Annotated in this window: 11 protein-coding genes; 3 read left to right on the forward strand and 8 right to left on the reverse strand. The window is 46.2% G+C overall.

Annotated elements, in window-relative coordinates:
• Positions 1–201 precede the first annotated feature (201 nt).
• Positions 202–1,380, forward strand: a complete 1,179-nt coding sequence (locus Q4Q52_RS06705; RefSeq protein ID WP_311990155.1) for an AAA family ATPase — start codon at positions 202–204, stop codon at positions 1,378–1,380.
• Positions 1,381–1,618: 238 nt separating this feature from the next.
• Here the strand turns inward: Q4Q52_RS06705 and Q4Q52_RS06710 are convergent, their stop codons facing one another.
• The 3 genes from Q4Q52_RS06710 to Q4Q52_RS06720 all read right to left on the reverse strand — a co-directional run bounded on the left by Q4Q52_RS06710 (position 1,619) and on the right by Q4Q52_RS06720 (position 5,993).
• Positions 1,619–2,284, reverse strand: coding sequence for a hypothetical protein (locus tag Q4Q52_RS06710; protein WP_311990156.1), 666 nt, complete (start codon positions 2,282–2,284; stop codon positions 1,619–1,621).
• A gap of 335 nt (positions 2,285–2,619) precedes the next feature.
• Positions 2,620–4,131 (reverse strand): hypothetical protein, encoded by a 1,512-nt coding sequence (locus Q4Q52_RS06715; protein WP_311990157.1) that lies wholly within the window; start codon positions 4,129–4,131, stop codon positions 2,620–2,622.
• Between the two features lie 506 nt (positions 4,132–4,637).
• Positions 4,638–5,993 carry an MATE family efflux transporter gene (locus tag Q4Q52_RS06720; protein ID WP_063882661.1) on the reverse strand — a complete coding sequence of 452 codons (1,356 nt, stop codon included), beginning with the start codon at positions 5,991–5,993 and terminating at the stop codon, positions 4,638–4,640.
• Between the two features lie 399 nt (positions 5,994–6,392).
• On the opposite strand from Q4Q52_RS06720, the gene Q4Q52_RS06725 reads away from it, so the two are divergent.
• Positions 6,393–7,934 (forward strand): MFS transporter, encoded by a 1,542-nt coding sequence (locus Q4Q52_RS06725; protein ID WP_311990158.1) that lies wholly within the window; start codon positions 6,393–6,395, stop codon positions 7,932–7,934.
• A 100-nt stretch (positions 7,935–8,034) separates the two neighbouring features.
• Here the strand turns inward: Q4Q52_RS06725 and Q4Q52_RS06730 are convergent, their stop codons facing one another.
• Positions 8,035–8,559 carry a DUF3087 domain-containing protein gene (locus tag Q4Q52_RS06730; protein WP_006085138.1) on the reverse strand — a complete coding sequence of 175 codons (525 nt, stop codon included), beginning with the start codon at positions 8,557–8,559 and terminating at the stop codon, positions 8,035–8,037.
• Positions 8,560–8,959: 400 nt separating this feature from the next.
• Between Q4Q52_RS06730 and Q4Q52_RS06735 the strand changes: the two genes are divergently transcribed.
• Positions 8,960–9,721, forward strand: a complete 762-nt coding sequence (locus tag Q4Q52_RS06735; RefSeq protein WP_259573972.1) for an ABC transporter substrate-binding protein — start codon at positions 8,960–8,962, stop codon at positions 9,719–9,721.
• A gap of 126 nt (positions 9,722–9,847) precedes the next feature.
• Here Q4Q52_RS06735 and Q4Q52_RS06740 read toward each other — a convergent pair whose 3' ends face one another.
• The 4 genes from Q4Q52_RS06740 to Q4Q52_RS06755 all read right to left on the reverse strand — a co-directional run bounded on the left by Q4Q52_RS06740 (position 9,848) and on the right by Q4Q52_RS06755 (position 17,496).
• Positions 9,848–10,954, reverse strand: a complete 1,107-nt coding sequence (locus Q4Q52_RS06740) for a GTP-binding protein (protein WP_311990159.1) — start codon at positions 10,952–10,954, stop codon at positions 9,848–9,850.
• A 217-nt stretch (positions 10,955–11,171) separates the two neighbouring features.
• On the reverse strand, positions 11,172–12,590 hold the full coding sequence (locus tag Q4Q52_RS06745) for a DEAD/DEAH box helicase (RefSeq protein ID WP_311990160.1): 1,419 nt from the start codon (positions 12,588–12,590) through the stop codon (positions 11,172–11,174).
• Positions 12,591–12,719: 129 nt separating this feature from the next.
• Positions 12,720–15,767, reverse strand: a complete 3,048-nt coding sequence (locus Q4Q52_RS06750) for an EAL domain-containing protein (RefSeq protein ID WP_311990161.1) — start codon at positions 15,765–15,767, stop codon at positions 12,720–12,722.
• 109 nt (positions 15,768–15,876) lie between these two features.
• Positions 15,877–17,496 carry a glycogen/starch synthase gene (locus Q4Q52_RS06755; protein ID WP_311990162.1) on the reverse strand — a complete coding sequence of 540 codons (1,620 nt, stop codon included), beginning with the start codon at positions 17,494–17,496 and terminating at the stop codon, positions 15,877–15,879.
• Between the last annotated feature and the right edge of the window lie 52 nt (positions 17,497–17,548).

The raw sequence follows: 17,548 nt of genomic DNA on the forward strand, positions 1-17,548 counted from the left end.
AAATTTAATATTAAGATGTTGATTTAAAGTGTGATATCGCTACGACCTAAGGCAATCGTTAGTGATAAGAAGGGGAGCTTTATCAAGTCGCTTTAACCTCGTGCGATAGCGCACATACTGAGGATACCTTGGTCGTATCCTCGACTCGGTTGGCTGTATTCTCGACTATGTCCATTAGGCATTTATAGTAAAGGTGAGTAAATGAACGAGGTATTACTACAAATAAAGGCACTCACCAATGGTGATCCTTTGTTGACGGCTGTCATTGTTGGAGTATTAACATTAACGTTAATTGGACTCGTAGGCTACATACTAAAAGATGTCCCCGCGAAGCTGTTAAGTGGGCTCAGTAGCCTGCTGTTTGTGCGGCTCACGATAGACGATAGCCATCAGGCGCGCACAGAGATATTCAATAAGCTGTCCTTTTTGATCAGTAATACTACCATTCCGTTTTTTTCACGCTCTATCTCTGAGGCTGTGTACTTTGACTATGGTATGAATTACGACGGGCGTGTCAGTGTTAAATCTATCGGCTACGGTATGCACCTGTTTAAATACGGTGGTTGTTTTATGTTGGCAACCCGTACTAAGGTCGATAGTACTATGGCATACGATACTATTACTGTAAGTGCACCATGGTGGGCAAAAGATAAACTACATAGTTTTTTAGAAGATACTCGTGGAGACATCTCTACTGAGCCAAAAGTTAATATTTTCGAAGAAACCGAATGGTGTCGCTATGGCATATTGAAATCATCGGGTTTTAGTGAATTAGTGCTAGATGAAGGATTTAAGCAGGAGTTGATGGGGGAAGTTGATAACTTCGCAAGTAGGGGGGAATCGGTTGTAAGTAAGCTAACCATACTGTTACATGGAAAAACGGGTACGGGTAAGACGGGTATAGCGAGAGCCTTAGCTGTTGAGTATCATCGCGATCTATACATATTGAATCTATCGACTGTAAATGATGCCACTATTCATAAGGCTATTAGAAAGGTACCGCCCGGAGCTATGTTGTTAATCGAGGACTGTGACTGTGTAAAGGCTACGGTATCACGAACTGCTGAAAGCAATGCAGATAACCCACCACTCACTTTAGGTGGCGTTCTAAACGCGTTAGACGGAATCATTCCTCTTGATGACTGCCTTGTAATAATGACCACAAATCATCCTGATAATCTTGACCCCGCGTTAATACGTAAAGGTCGTGTAGATATCAGTATTGAAGTACCACTTATTAGTGCAAAACAGGTTAATGAAGACTACTTTGAACGTTTTGGCGCAGTTCTTAATAGAACTGAGCCATTGTTAGGTTGTGAAGTCTATGAACTCCATCGCAGAGCGAACTTAAGATATGGTGTGTGTTGTAAGCCAGTGTAAACCTCTTCCTTTGTGATAGACGGGAGTGTCTTCAACACTTATCTGAGTTCTGCGAGGGCGCGGCCTCATTTTGAGGGGCGCTTAGAAAACCATATCGATCTGTGAAATTAACCTGACACAGAATTATGTACAGCCTCTACAAACCTCCTTGTTTAATGCTTAACCCAAGCATAGTCGGAGGTTAACAACTGCGCTATTCAGCGCTGGGTGTCACTGTATTCTTTTTCCATAGATAAATTTATTTATGCAAATAAAATCCAAACTTTTCAAGATATTGTCTATTACGTATTTTCATTTTTTCTATATATTCATTTGTTTTATCTTCCCCCATATCTAGACAAGATAAAAACTCAACCACATCGCCTTCTATTAATGGATATCCCCCCTTTGATTCTATTGCATTTCTAATTATATTTTCTCCAAGCAACTTATCACCAACACAGTAATGCAACAGGCCTAAATTCAACTGACTATAAACACCAGAAACTGATGATGGAAATAAACTTAACAGTTTAATAAAATCATTTTGTGTTTTTACATCATCAAAGTCTTTTACTCTTTGGGTAATATAATCAGCCACCTCATTTATCAATGTATCCTCATCTTTTTTAGGCGATAATAATTCAGAATTTACATTATATGAAATTAGTCCACTACGTCCTCCTCCAAGTTCCCATCCATCAAAAACCCAAAACGTTAGTGGTTCACTAGGGTAAGAAAAATGAATCAACGGGCAAAACCAAGTACAAACTAAAATACCTGTGCGAGCTTTGATAAGAAAAACACCTTTCAAAAGTTCGTCATCTGAGCTCTCTGAAACAAATATTTTTGCCAATTTAAACTTAGAAACAAAAAATAAACCACTTAAATTATCAGAAAGCTTGGAGTAAAAATTTTTATTCATATACGCCTCGTTAAAAGATTATTAATTACCTTGTACCAAAACAAAAATATGGCTATCCATTTTAGATCAAAAACATAATGCACTTTCACTTTGCCTACAACCTGCTCTGGCTAAAATGGCTTGAATAAGAGTGTTCAAAAGCAACGAGACTTCATTTGAGGCAAAAAACGTTCTAACTAATTAAAAATAGGTGCATTTCAGACGAGGACTGTCGCCCCATAGAGACTTATTTAACGATCGCTTTGGTAAATTGCGGATATAAAAAATGGCAGCGAAAAAGACTTGCGCTGCCATTTCGATGAAAAAAGCTCAGTCGATGTTTCTACAACAATCCGTTACATAAAGGCTTTAGTGAAGGCTTCCTTCGACTGGCGAATATAGTTACGAGCACTTTGGGCGTGTTGCTCCCATACGGCGCGATCGCTTGGGTCGGTGAAGGGGTTTTGTTCAGTGGCAATCGAACGTTCAAACTTATCGTAGAAGGTTAGCATGGCCGAGGTGATCTGGTTAAAACGCTCCTTGAATTCTTGAAATTCATCAATCTTCTCAGTGGTTTTAATCATGTACTGCACCAGTTCAGCATTGCTATTCGAAGCCAATAAAGCTTCGGCTTTGGCGCTGATATTGGCACTCGCCTCAGTAATCACAAGTGCTCGAGTCTGCTCGTCTTTACTCATCACTCGGCTGTAGTTTTCAGGCGTGCGAGCAATGCCGGCATGCTGTAAATAGCCGCGTAGATGCTTATCGAGATCCTTACGGAACGTATCTAAGTTCTTCTGCATGCTGACTAAATCATTATCTAGTGCTGTGACTTGTTGCAGCTCTTTTTCGATTTCAGACATAAAGCGTTCGGCCTGCTGATAAATTTTCAGGCCATTTTCTTCGGCAAACTTTTTATCACTACGACTCAGGTCGCTGTTGTTATAATTAGAGCGGTCGAAGGTCGCGGCCAAGAATGATTTAAAAGGTTCGGCAAAGGCGGAATAAGCACCGGCACTGACCACATTTAAGGTCGCGGTGGCTAAATCGCCAAAGGGTTTCACCATAGAACCCAAGCGTGCCTGCTGGATAGGTGATGCCACACGTTTAGTGTCGGATAGCACCGACCTAAAGGTGTTATATCCCATAGGGTTAGACATCTTGTTGCGCTCAGAGGTTGCCAACACAAAGGTGATACTGGAATAGATGGCATTCGAGTATTCGAGGTATTGTCTTTGGCTCTCAAGCTGGGCGGCGTAGTTTTTACCTAAGGTGCGGAACGACTCAGACTGCACTTCGTAATTCTTGTCAGCTTTAAGCTTATCTAAAATCCCGCCGATAATTTTCTGCTCATTTTTTTGCAGGGCCATATCGAGGCGAATTTTATCTAAGCTCAAATCATCCAGACTGATGGGGCCATTAATGGACTCAATGTCGAGGCGAATATACTGGCGGCTGGGATCGTCGATAGAGACTCTGTGTGCTAAATACTCGTTCGCACCCGGAGTGATATCGATTAAGGCAACATGCTGCCACTGGGCATCGAGCTTTAATACTGGTGAGGTTAATACATTGATTCGATACTGGGTTTGAGTATTTTGGGTTTTAACCCAAAACTCCAATAGACCCGCTTCAGAAATGGGGTACTTGCTGACTATGCTGCTATTGCCTTCGGCACATAACAGCGCACTTTCACCACTGTGGGGTTCAGCGCCTTCAAATTGACAACCCATGATCCACGACCAAGGTTGAGATAAACGATTGCCTTCAAAGTCGCTGGCAAACACTAACTCATTCTCTTTGGCACTGGCATTAACAGTGGTTAACACGCCAAGCAACAGCATAGAAATGACTGCAGTGGTGCGCATAAGGGCCTCATAAAACATAAATTACTAAAATCAACGAGCGAGTCATTCGGCTCAATACCCAGTTATATCGACGATCAACTGACCCAAATTTCAAAGCGAATCTAGCCGGTTTTCTGAGGGTTATGACCTCGAAAAAACCGCCCGCTTGAAGGCGTCATTTTTGATAGCAGATTAAACCAGCGAAATGTATCAGAGGCCATCATCCCACGCTAGCCCTAAGTCATGTTTGGCGCAGAAAGATAGTAGTTGAATGGCAATCGGGGCCATGAATCGCCCCGATACTGAAAACAATCGTGAAATTAATGGTGAAATCAATTGTAAAATCGATTATGAAACTCAGGGAAAACTAACTACTTATGTCCGCTATTCTGGTTCTGTTCTTCCCGCTTGTCTGGCCGCTTGTCTGGCCGCTTGTCTGGCCGCTTATTTTGCCTTCTTTTGCCCTCTTCCCTCATCATCAGCGCACGCAAAAAAGCAGGCACAGACAAGACTGGAACAAAACAGAGTTATTGCAGCCGCGCCTCGACTCGCTTCATGGCGTAGAACATCCATATCGTCAGAATAGTGCTACAGGTTGCGAGCGATACCCACACACCAATCACGCCAAACATCCAAGCGAAGCAGTAGATAATCGCCGCGATCAGGATAAGTTTCGCGCCGGTCAGCATAGAGGCTTGTTTCGAGCAATTAATCGCTTGGAAGAAACTCGCACCGACTAAGATTAAGCCTTCCATCGGTAAGCCCCAGAAATACCAGCGCATCCCTTCAATCGCCACGGGCGTTAGGTTCTGATTATCGCCAGCAAACAAATACACTAGCCATTCAGGGCGAGAATAAATCAGCGCTAAGCCCAAGGCTGCGGTGAGCAGCGTCATGCCAAAGGCAATATTACGTGCTTGCTTAACTCGATCGAAACGCCCAGCGCCCGCATTAAAGCTATAAATTGGCTGCGTGCCGAGGGCAATACCTTCAAAAATCAAATAGAAAAATGCTTCTGTGTAACTGACTACGCCATAGGCTGCCACGTGTAAGGGGCCGCCCACCCACAAAAAAGCTGTATTGTGTAGGGTTAACACTATCGACAAATAAAGGTTCATCAAAAAGCTGGGTAAACCCACACGGGCTATGTTCAAGCAATTGTCGAGCTTGAGCTTCATCTGCTCAAGGTCGATCCTCAGCTGAGTGCGAGGACTGAAAAAGTGCTGCAAACACAAAAGCCCAGTCACCGCCTGCGACATCATAGTCGCAATCGCTGCGCCCGCTAAACCAAAGGGGAAGACCACAATAAACAGCCAATCTAAGAAAGTGTTTAATACACCGCCCAAGATCAGCACCCAAGTCACCATAGATGGCCGACCATCATTACGCAGCAGTGTGGTGAAGGTCATTGAAATAATGGGGAAATGACACAGGGCAAAATACCAGAACAGATATTCGTTGGCGTTTTCGAGAATGTCCCCCTGCGCCCCGAGGGCGATCAAAATATCCCGCGAGAATATCCCACCCATGAGGGCAAAAATGGCTCCCGCCAATAAACACAAACTAAAGGCATTACCGAGCAATTTACGGGCCTTAGCCACATTGCCTTGACCAAGGTTTATCGACACTAATGCCGCGCTGCCCATGCCGATCATGGCGCCAATCGCATACAAAATAGCGCCGACTGGATAGGCTAACATCATCCCCGCCAGCCCAGTTTCACCCAAATAGTGGCCAACGAAGATGCCATCAATCGTCACATAGACGCCCGTCACCAACATAGAGGCAATGGTGGGTATGGTATAGCGCCAAAAAAGCTTCGCAATCGGCTCCTCGAGCAGGCTCATATCCGCAGGAGCATGATTAGATGTTATTGCTGTCATTAGCGTTTCTCACAAAAAAGGGGCAAGAGTCGTATCTATTTAGAAAAATGATCGGGTGAACAAAAATGCGACAATGGATTGTACCTAAAATCAGCCGTAACTCAAAGCAAGTTAAGTATGAAGATGTAACCACAAAGATTAATCATCACAATGACTTAAGTCTACACAGTCCAATTTCAGTCAAATGACAAACCGAGCACAGTCCAATAACAGATGTAGGCTAACTCATCATTTTTTGCTACTTTTTTGGTGTTTAAGGCCGAATTAGGTAAAGTATCAGCTCAAGCAAGCCTATTCGCGTATTTTAGCAAGATGAAATGATTAACTATAAAAATTTAAGATATTGATAATTAATGGCTTAATTAATAATAAATTCAATAACAATAATAAGGGAAGGACATGAGTCAGAATAGTCCAAATGCAGGCAACGACCTGCGCGAAGTCAAACAGCTCGGTATGTGGGCCTCCATTACTAGCTTAGGTTATGTGTTTTGGCTGGTCGGCGGGATGGAGTTAGTCGAACGTATCGCTTACTACGGCGTCAAAGCCAGTGCGGGACTGTACGCTAAAGCGCCTGAGTCTGCGGGCGGCCTTGGCATCAGCCTAAGCGACTACGGCATTATTATTTCCCTGTGGGCGATCATGCAAACCTTTGTGCCCGTGTTCACGGGTGGAATCTCAGACCGCGTCGGCTACAAAGAAACCATCTTTGGCTCCACCATCATTAAAATTTTTGGCTATCTGGTGATGGCATTCTTTCCCAGTTTTTGGGGTTTCCTTGCTGGCGCATTACTCCTTGCCATCGGCACAGGGATATTTAAACCGGGCATTCAAGGCACCTTAGTGCTGTCCACCAATCGCAATAATACCTCTATGGCTTGGGGCATTTTTTACCAAGTCGTCAACATTGGCGGTTTCCTCGGGCCGTTAGTGGCCGTACATATGCGCCAATTGTCGTGGGACAATGTGTTTTTCGCCTGCGCCGCGATTATCTCACTCAACTTCTTATTTTTACTGACCTATACAGAACCAGGCAAAGCCGAGCGACTCGCACGTAATAAACAAATCAAGTCGGGTGAAGTCAAACAAGAAGCCCTGTGGCGTGATGCTTGGCGTGAGCTGAAAAAGCCGATTGTGATTTACTACATGTTGGTATTTTCAGGCTTTTGGTTCCTGTTCAATGCCCTATTCGATGTGTTGCCTATCCATATTTCCGAATGGGTCGATACCAGCGTAATCGTCACATCCCTTTTTGGCAGCGAAGGCACCAGTAACGGCATTCTGCAATTTTGGCTTGGCCTCAATAACGAAGGCACTAAGGTGATGCCCGAAGGCATGCTCAACCTTAATGCGGGCCTGATCATGACCTGCTGCTTTATCGTCGCCGCACTGACGGCTAAATACCGTATCACTACTGCTATGTTTATGGGTTGTTTGCTGAGTATTTTGGCCTTTGTGTTTATCGGCGCCTTCCATGCGGCTTGGTTTATCGTGCTCGCAATTGCGATGTTCTCCATTGGCGAAATGATGATTAGCCCGAAGAAAAATGAGTTTATGGGCAACATAGCGCCCGAAGGTAAAAAAGCCATGTACTTGGGCTTTGTGATGTTACCCCAAGGGATCGGCTGGGGATTAGAAGGCTACTTTGGCCCTAAACTCTATGAAATTTATGCATCGAAGGAATTGTTTTCGCGGGATTTGTTGCTAGAGCGCGGCATGAACAGCACTGAGGTTAGCGCCATTCCCCAAGGTGAAGCCTTTACTACCTTGGTGAGCTACACAGGTGAAAGCGCCCAGGATCTTACCCAACTGCTGTACCACAGCCATAACATTGGCATGGCGTGGTACATCATCGCCGCCATAGGGACTATCTCAGCAGTGGGGATTTTTATCTATGGTAAGTGGTTACTCACACTGCAAAGAGCCCAGCAAGCCGCCTAAGCGGGACTCGCTAACCTCATTCGGGGTAAGGGCGATAAAGACAAGATAAGGGCTAGATAATGGCAAGGTGAGGAGCGATCCTCATCTTGCCTTGTCAGTATCAAAAAGGACGCGTCAGCAGATCAGGCGTAAATTGTTCAGGCGACAGCAATAAACCTAAGCTCTCGATTTGTGCATTCAAACGATTGAGATCTTGAGTCAGCGCCGGCAAGGTCAGCGTATTGTCATCGAGTTCATACACTTGTCTTAAACTCGTGTAATAAAACAGCAGTATAATCAAAGCATTCACATCATTTTGCGCCGCAGCGGCTTTAATCTTAATCAACTTGCGATAGATACGATTATGGAGCTGCTTTAATTGCCACACATAATAAATTTCACTAAAGAAGGGTTTATCCTTCAAGTTGTAAATCACTGCGCTACACAGACCCAGACTGAAAATCACCCCTAAGAGATTCAAATGGAAATTACCTGTAGGCTCACCCGGCACAGGCGTCGCACCAAACAGCGCAATCAACCCAGCTCCAAAAATCAGTGACAGCACGACTAAGCTAACAACTAAAATTACGATGAATAAATTCATGTTTTTACGGTACAAGGTTTTATCTATTTCCTGCAGCTTCATAACATCCCGCTCAAATAGGCCGCCTAGCGTTGGCGTATCAATCAATTAGTGGCAGAGCATACCGCAATCCCCTTTACTCGGCCTTAACTGATTTAAACGCAAAGCTAAAATACATTTCTCATCCTCACCCGCGAGCGATACAAATTGACACCTTTAGGCTTAATTAAACAGTCTGAAGGATAGGATGATGTATCAATTGAAGAACAACGGCTTAATGCCCTTGCGATTCAGCGTATGAAAAATAATCTTGCGTTTATCTCAAAACATTAAAATGTTAACGTGCGCCCCAATCAGGGTAAAATTTGCTAACCTTTACTTCAGTGAATGTCCTAACGATATCGCCGCTTTTTACAAGATACCGTGCCTTAAGTTCCCGCATTCAAACCACACAAGGAATGCCATGATACTCAGCAAAGCCTTTGCACAAGTCGTCCTTTTGGCGCTCAGCAGCCTTTGCTTGACTGCGCAGGCCAAAGACCTGCTCGCGGTGGGTGCGAGTTTCAGCCAAATTTTCGAACTACAGCCTAATGGCGAATATACCGGCTTAGGTGTCGATATTTTAAATCGCTTCGCCCAGCAGCAAAGTGTGAACATTCACTATCAAATTACCCCTTGGCGCCGCGCGATTTCTATGGTCGAACGTGGCCAAGCAGATATTCTTATTGGTCCCTACGATACCCCAGAGCGTGAAGCAAACTTGGCTTTTGCGACGAAAGCGTTTTACCGCGATAACATGGTGTTCTATGCACGTGTAGGCAATGAAATAGTATGGAATGGCGACTATGCCAGCATTAAAGGTCAACGGATTGGTAAGATGCAGGGTTGGAGTTATGGCCCGACGTTTAATGAACAAACTAAATCATTGAACATCAATGAATTTGTCGATATTAAAAGCGGGATAGAACGCCTCTCTCGGGGGGATTTAGATTTACTCGCCACAAACAGCCGTAATACCGATGCCGTGCTTGCCCAAATCAAAATCCCTAAGGCAATTACCCCAATCACGCCGATAATCGATGTCCAAGATGGTTTTATGGCATTTCCGAAACAGGCGAAATTTGATCCCTTAAGACATAGGTTTGACCGTTTTTTCGAGGACATGATCCAAAATGGCACCTTTACGACACTCGGCCAAGAATATCGTGTAACCTTACCTTACTAAGCCGGCGCGACTGATCATGCACGACTGTTCCTTCATGTACGACCGCTGCAACTTTATTAGCACCCGCCTAACATATGCTCACATGTGTAATAAAGGGCGATGGGAAAGTCAGTGAGCAGTTAATCGTTAACAAAGACAGGCGAGCAACTGCAGCTCAATCTCGTCCCAATCGACGTCATTCACTGTAATCATCTCAAGTCTGGAATCTAAGGTGTCATCGAGTTCAACCACAGTAAACTCATGATCAATCCAGTTAAATCCGGCGATGCCCTCAGAGGTGATCATCACGGCCTTTAATCTCAGCAATACTTGCCCGACGTCTGATGACTGAGTGTGGCGTTGAATAAACGCCATTAATTTATCGAAATCAAACTCTTGCCTTGGATCAAACACCCAGCCACAGCTAAAACAGCCTTCGCCTTGATTCTGCTTGCGCACTATGCCGCGTGCATCGAATTCAAGAGCGACTTCGATTGCACCTTCGGCAAAGAGGCTTAGCTCACTCAAACGCGAACCACCCGTGCGGAACAAGCTAGGAGCAGTCGTTGTAAGATTACCTAGCTTAGGGACTATGCCACCATTACTGCTCATATTGAGTGACACGCGCCTTGGTTGGTTTAAATAATCCAGTAGCGCGCTAGGTAAAGGTTGCTGGTTAGTGTGGCTCACCACAGGAATATCAGTGCGTTCGATATGGCTTAAATAGGTCTGTAACTCATAGAGTAACTTGGTATTTTCGGCATCATATAAATCTGACTTTGTCGCGATAATCACATCGGCCACTTGCAGCTGTTGGATGAAGTTTGCATGTTCGCGATAGCGAGGATCGTGGATTTTACGCGCGTCCACCAAACATAAAGTACTGCGCAGTGAAATCACATTCTGATAATGGGGCGCACTCAATACTTTAATAATTTCATTAGGATGCCCAAGCCCAGTCGGTTCTATCAGTAAGCGGTCAGGTTTCGCTTTCGCAATCAACTGATTGATCGCCACTTGCGTCGGCACGCCCGCGGCGCAGCACATACAGCCACCCGCAACCTCACGAATTTGTATGCCGTTATCGGAGGAGTTCAGTAACCCCGCATCAATGCCAATCTCACCAAACTCATTGACCAGCACAGCCCAAGTCTCATCCGCGGGTTTAGTCGCCAGCAATTGTTTAATCAGAGAGGTTTTACCTACGCCTAAAAAACCTGTGATGATATTGGTGGGAATCGCTTTGATAATCATAAGGAAACTCGCTCGAATAGAAAGCTTGGCGCTCGAGTGTAGAAGTATTGGCTTTGAAGCTCAACAAAAAGCGCATCGGTGAGGATGCGCTTTTAGAATGGCGGGGCTATTTAACCAACTAGGCAAACGTTAAACAGCAAGGCTGACAGGCGCTTGGCGCTTATTAGCCTTGATTGTTGGGCTTAGCTTATTTCAACTTAACTTATTTAGACTTAACTTATTTTGACTTATTGGTGCGAGAACCAAAACCTGACTTATTGCTCACCAAATTCGACTTAGGTTTAGTCGCATTAAACGGCTTACCTGAGCCTGACGCAGGCTTAGCACGGCTAGAGGATTTATCGCCACCTGCTTTGCTGTCCTGCGCTTTACCTTTGGCGTACTTACCCTGACGAGACTGACCAATAGTACGATCCTGCGGCGCCTTATGGCTCCACTTTCCAATCGGCTTAATCGGTGCCGCTGGCGCATCACGGTAGCGGGCAGGTAAAGGCGTGCCTTCTTCATAACCCGGTTGTACCGACACGGGCAGTTTTTGCTCAATCAAGGCTTCAATTTCAGCGAGCATTTCATCGTCTGAAGGTGACACGAACGAAATCGCGCGGCCGGTTAATCCTGCACGGCCTGTACGACCAATACGATGGATATAATCTTCGGCGAGGAAAGGTAATTCAAGGTTGATCACCATAGGCAAGGCATGAATGTCTAACCCACGTGCAGCCACATCGGTTGCCACCAGCACCCGTAATTTACTGGCTTTAAACTCTTCTAACACCCGATTACGGGCGCCTTGAGTTTTATCACCATGGAACACGCCTGCGGCTATGCCATCAAGCTTTAATTCTTGCAATAAATGCTCGGCGCTTTCTTTCGTGCTGGCAAAAACCAACACTTGACGCCAATTGTTGCGGCCAACGAGTTCTGACAACAGCTCGGCTTTGCGACGTTTATCAACGCGATACACTTCCTGCACTACTGTAGATGCCGTTGTCGTATCGGCAACATTCACCCACTGAGGTTCATTCAGCATTTTCTCGGCGAGTTGTTTCACCGCATCGCTATAGGTCGCTGAAAACAACATGGTTTGATGCTGCGGCGCAATTAAGCGTTTCACTTTTTCAATGTCGCGCACAAAGCCCATGTCCAACATGCGGTCGGCTTCGTCGATCACTAAGGTAGTGACGCTCGATAAATCTAACTGGAATTGGCCGATAATATCGAATAAACGACCTGGGGTTGCCACCAAAATATCAACGCCCTGCTCTACCCCTTTACGCTGGGGATTCATGTTGGCGCCGCCGTAAACCGCTAAGGTTTTCAGTGGCAGGAACTGGCTGTATTTCTGGATGTTTTCGCAGACTTGAATCGCGAGTTCGCGGGTTGGAGTCATCACCAACGCGCGTAAAATCGGTTTATCATTGCTGTCGCTTGTTAAAGACTCAGCCGCCAGCTTTTCAAGTACAGGCAGAGCAAAGGAAGCCGTCTTACCTGTACCCGTTTGGGCGCAGGCCATAATGTCTTTGCCTTCAAAGGCAAGCGGGATCACTTTCTCTTGCACTTGAGTGAGTTGCTGATAGCCACACTCAGTTATCGCATTCAAAATAGGAGAAGATAAACCGAGTGTTTCAAATTTCATAGGGACTCTTTAGCTAAGTAGTAAAACTTTGATGCGAGGTGATACTCAATGCCCCAACGCGGGGCCGCGGAGTCTAGCAAAATCCGCGGCGTTTTTATAGGCAATTATCATCCCGTAGTGAATATCCTCTTAGACACGGGAAACTAACGGCGGATCCTGCAGGTATTTTTGGGTAAATTCAGCGGCAGGCACAGGTCTTGAGAACAAGTAACCTTGGCCGTAGTCACAACCTGCTGCCAACAACACTTGGCGCTGCGCCTCGGTTTCGACACCTTCGGCAATCACCTTCATTCCCAATTTGTGGGCCATTACTATTATCGCCTCACAGAGAATTTGATCGTTTGAATCGGTATCAATATGGCGGGTAAAAGATTGATCGATTTTAAGATAGTCGATATCAAACTTTTTCAGATAGGCGAGTGACGAGTAGCCAGTACCAAAATCGTCCAGCGACACTTGCACGCCCGCATCGCGGTAGGCCAGTAGTTTTTCGGTCACGCCCATACTGGCATCCAATAACAAGCCTTCGGTAATTTCAACGCACACGCCCGCGCCCGTGATATTGAGATCTTGCAACAACTTCAGCCAATCATTGAGCAGCGTGCCTTCATCGCGAAATTGGATTGGGGATTTATTGACGCTGATTTGGATTTCAACCCCTAACTCATGGCGCCATGCCGCACTTTGACGCGCGGCTTGCTCAAACACCCAATTGCCAATTTCAACAATCAGCCCAGTGTCTTCCGCCACCGGAATAAACTCGGCAGGTGACACAGCGCCACGCTCTGCATGGTGCCAACGGATCAAGGCCTCGGCCTTAGTCACATCCCCCGTTGCTAAGGCAACAATCGGTTGATAATGCAGTTCAAATTCTTTATTCACGACCGCTTGACGTAAATCTTGGATCAAGCGCATGCGGTATTTAGCGTATTCCTGCATCGACGGGGTGAAATAGTTGAAGCGATTGCGGCCTTGATCTTTCGCCGCATACATAGCCTGATCTGCATGCTTAAGTAAGCCTTCAATACTAGTCGAATCATCGGGATACAAAGTGATCCCAATACTGGCGCTGATGTAAGCTGTTTCTTCCCCCAGCACATAGGGCTCGGCAATTCGCCGCAGAATATTCTCGGCAACGCGCTCAATGCCCTTATGATCGTCCATCGAACTTAACACTACAGTAAATTCATCACCGCCAAGACGCGCGACAACATCGGCATCACGCACGCAGGATTTTAAGCGGCTCGCAGTTTCTATCAACAGTAAATCGCCCATGGCATGGCCTAAGGTGTCATTCACTTCTTTAAAGAAATCTAAGTCTAAGAACAATAAGGCAAAGTGGTTGCGATTGCGGTCAGCGTTTTTCACTTCGCTGCTTAAATACTCCAATAACATGCGCCGATTGGGCAAGCCCGTCAGCGTATCGTAGTTGGCTTGCTTCCAGATAAGATGCTCATTTTGCTTCTTGTCGGTAATGTCAGAAAACAGCGCCACCCGCCGATAGGGATGGCCTTCTTTGTCATTGATGGTATTGATGGTTAACCAGATGACATATTCCTCACCATTTTTACGCCGCTGCCACATTTCCCCTTGCCATTGGCCCTTTTCACGGATCTCATTGTTCATTTTGGTGTAAAAATCACGGCCATTGAGGTCGCAATAAAGCAGCCGAATATGTTGATCCCGTACTTCAAATTCACGATAGCTGGTCATCACGCTAAAGGCGGCGTTGACGGTAATGATCACGCCCTTTTCATCGAGCACACTCATAGCTTCAGAGCTGTTATCGTAAACCAGCGCCGACAATTTCAACGACTCTTCGATAAGTTTTGCGTCGGTAATATCGGTATAGGTTCCGCACATCCGTAGGGCATTATCGTTGGCGTCGCGGCTCACCACTTTACCTGTGTCTAAAATCCAGCGCACTTTGCGATTGAGTGTATTTAGGCGATATTCCATCTTATGTTGCGCCGTTTCGCCGCGAATATGGGCCTCAATCGAGTGCAACACTTTAGGCCTATCTTCGGCGACAATCGCGTCCATCCATTGGCGACTGTTGGCGTTGAGCATATCCACATCGCAGCCGAGAATATCGGCGCTGCGGGCGTTACGTTCGATACGATCATTACGAATATCCCAATCCCATACCCCAAGATCGCTACTGCTCAGCACCAGTTCGAGTTGCTCACGACTAGCAAGTACCTCTTGGTCGGCAAAGGCTTGGGCAGTAATATCTAAATATCCAGCAATAACAAGCAACACGGCGTTATTGCCACCCCGTTTGCAGGCGACTGTCATATGGGTGTAAACCACGCTGCCGTCTTTCACGATAAAACGCTTATCCATCTCGTAATTATCGATATCGCCTTGCAGCATAAGCTCAAATTTCAGCGCATCGGTTTCTAAATCATCGGGATGGGTGATTTGCGCCCACGTCATCCGCAGCAATTCAGCCTCTGAATATTTGAGCATTTGGCATAAACGTGGATTCACCTTTATCCACTTTTGGTCAATCCCCGTTATCGCAATACCAATGTTGCCCGCGTTGAATTGGCTGCGAAATAGAAAATCGTCCTGTAGACGAATTTGTTCATCACGTTCTAACTCAAAACGCCGTGACAACAGGCGGCTCAGCAGCCAAGTCGCAATAGGGAAAATGGTGAGCACAGGTAGGGTGACTTGTTCGAGTAAGGGCATTCCTATGCCATTAGGTAAAAATACGAACCACAACAACATCACGATATGGACTGCATAGGCGAAGAGAAAGATTTCTCCACCTGAAATGTTCGCTAAATAGGATTTACGATATTGACGCCAAATCACCCCGATTAACCCGGATGACACTATCACGCCGACACCAATCCACATCCCAGCGCCACCAATACTGATGCGATATAGCGCCGTCATCACTACAGCAATAAAGGTCGGCAAACCACCGAAAAAGAGGCCTGAAATACAGAGGATAACCGAGCGAGTATCGAAAAAAACGCCCGGTTGATATATCCAAGGCGTGCTCATGATGGTGATACCAATACCACCGATGAGCATCCCAATAATGATACGCCACAGTAAGAAATACTGCCGCTGATGCTTTTTAGGGATCACGTCGTACAAAAATACCAACGCCAGCAGCAAAGCCGCATTTTGCACTAACGGAAAGAGAATACCTTTATCCATGACTCAGAGAGCGACTCCAATAAATGAGGGGGCTTGATACAATTTTAACATTCCCCTCACTAGTGTAGCAGAATCACTTAGAAATCATGCGCTAATTCCTTTTACCACATCACACTTTGCAATAGAGTTGTTGACGATATTGTTCAGCAATGGAATGCCAGTCAAAACGCTGTGCCATGGCCGCCGCACGTACCTTTGGCCATGTTGTCCCCTCGAAACAAGCAATGGCTTGCATCAACCTTTGCAAAAATGCTTCGGCTTGCTCGTCTAAGCTATTGCCGTTAAAAGCAAAGCCAGTTACGCCATCCTCAACGGTATCCTTCAATCCGCCCACACCATGCACTAAACAAGGCTGTCCGGCGCGCATCGCGAGCATTTGACTGATACCACAGGGCTCAAAGGAGCTTGGCATCAAGAAGAGATCGCCATGCTGATACAGCGCCTCGGATAACGCCTCGTTATATCCCTGCAAAAATAATAGGTTATCGTATTTAGCCCCTAAGACTTGGAAGGATTTAGCAATCGATGCGTCGCCACTGCCGAGTAAAATCAGTAGCGCCGTCGGTTTTATCTGCTTCAACGCTTTAAGTAAGGTCTCAAGCACAGATAAGCCCGTGGATAATTGATGGCGCAGCAGTAAGACTTTTTGGTCGGTCAAACGGCCCACCGAAGTGAGTAACAAGCTCGGTACTTGCTCCGCCATCGCTTGACGCCAATGGGCTTGCGTGCGCGCAAAGGCAATCATGTCCACGCCGCTCACTTGGGTTTGATGTCCCTGCCATTGCACTAACGCAATCTCAATCGCACTGAGCAGTTGTTTAAACTCAGCCCCTTGAATGCGCGCCTTTGGCTTAGGGTTTACATCGGCTGCCGATGAATATACACAGCCATTTAAAATCCCCACCACTTTGCCGTCATTAGCCTTGACCTGTAAGTCATGCTCTAACCCTTCGCCACCAAAAAATCCCGCTTCAGGTTTGGACGGCTGCAACACTTCTTTGGCGTAACTGGGTGAGACTAAATGCACTTTATCGCTCAGCACTATCCCCATGCGCATTGGGTTAACGCAGTGGGGATAACGCGGATCGGTGATCAGCTGTTTTTGCCCCTGCGTTAAAGACGCAAATAGCTCGGGAAACCAAGCCGCAAACGAGGACGAGTCTTGGCTTAGGGGACGTATCCCCTGCAGAGCCAAATTGTGGATGGAGAATACGCACTCAATCTGCTTAAGTGCGCTGAAATCAGGCACAAACGCCCTAAGCATGGCTAAGCAGCCCGCATGCCAATCATGTAAATGCAGCACAGCCGGCATTGGCACTCGACCCGTAGCTAATGCCGTGGCGACACTCGCGCAAAGGAAAGCAAACTTAGTTGCATCGTCGGCAAAAGGACGCTCGGCGCTGCCTTGGCTATAAATTTGCCCAGGAACGGATTGCCATAATGCATTTTCGAGCAGATAAATCATCGCCTCTGGCACATGGGGATGGGGCATGGAAAACAAATGCACCCGCTCCAATCGACCACCAAAGGCCACAGTTAACTCACCCAGATCTTGGGGTTGATTCGCTACCGCAGTCAAAAAGCCATAGCTTGGCATGATCACATCGGCGCACAAATCAACACCTGCCAGAGCGGCGGGTAAATCACGGATGACATCCGCCATACCGCCAACCTTGGCGCCCGCAAGGGCACCGTTTTCAGCCGCGACCATCAAAATGCGTTGTTTCAATTAATTGGATACTCCCGCTACTTCAACTGTGCAGCTTTTATTAAGCTGCCGA

Origin of the sequence: Shewanella sp. SP1S2-4 (genome assembly GCF_031932075.1) — a bacterium.
Lineage (GTDB): Bacteria > Pseudomonadota > Gammaproteobacteria > Enterobacterales > Shewanellaceae > Shewanella > Shewanella baltica.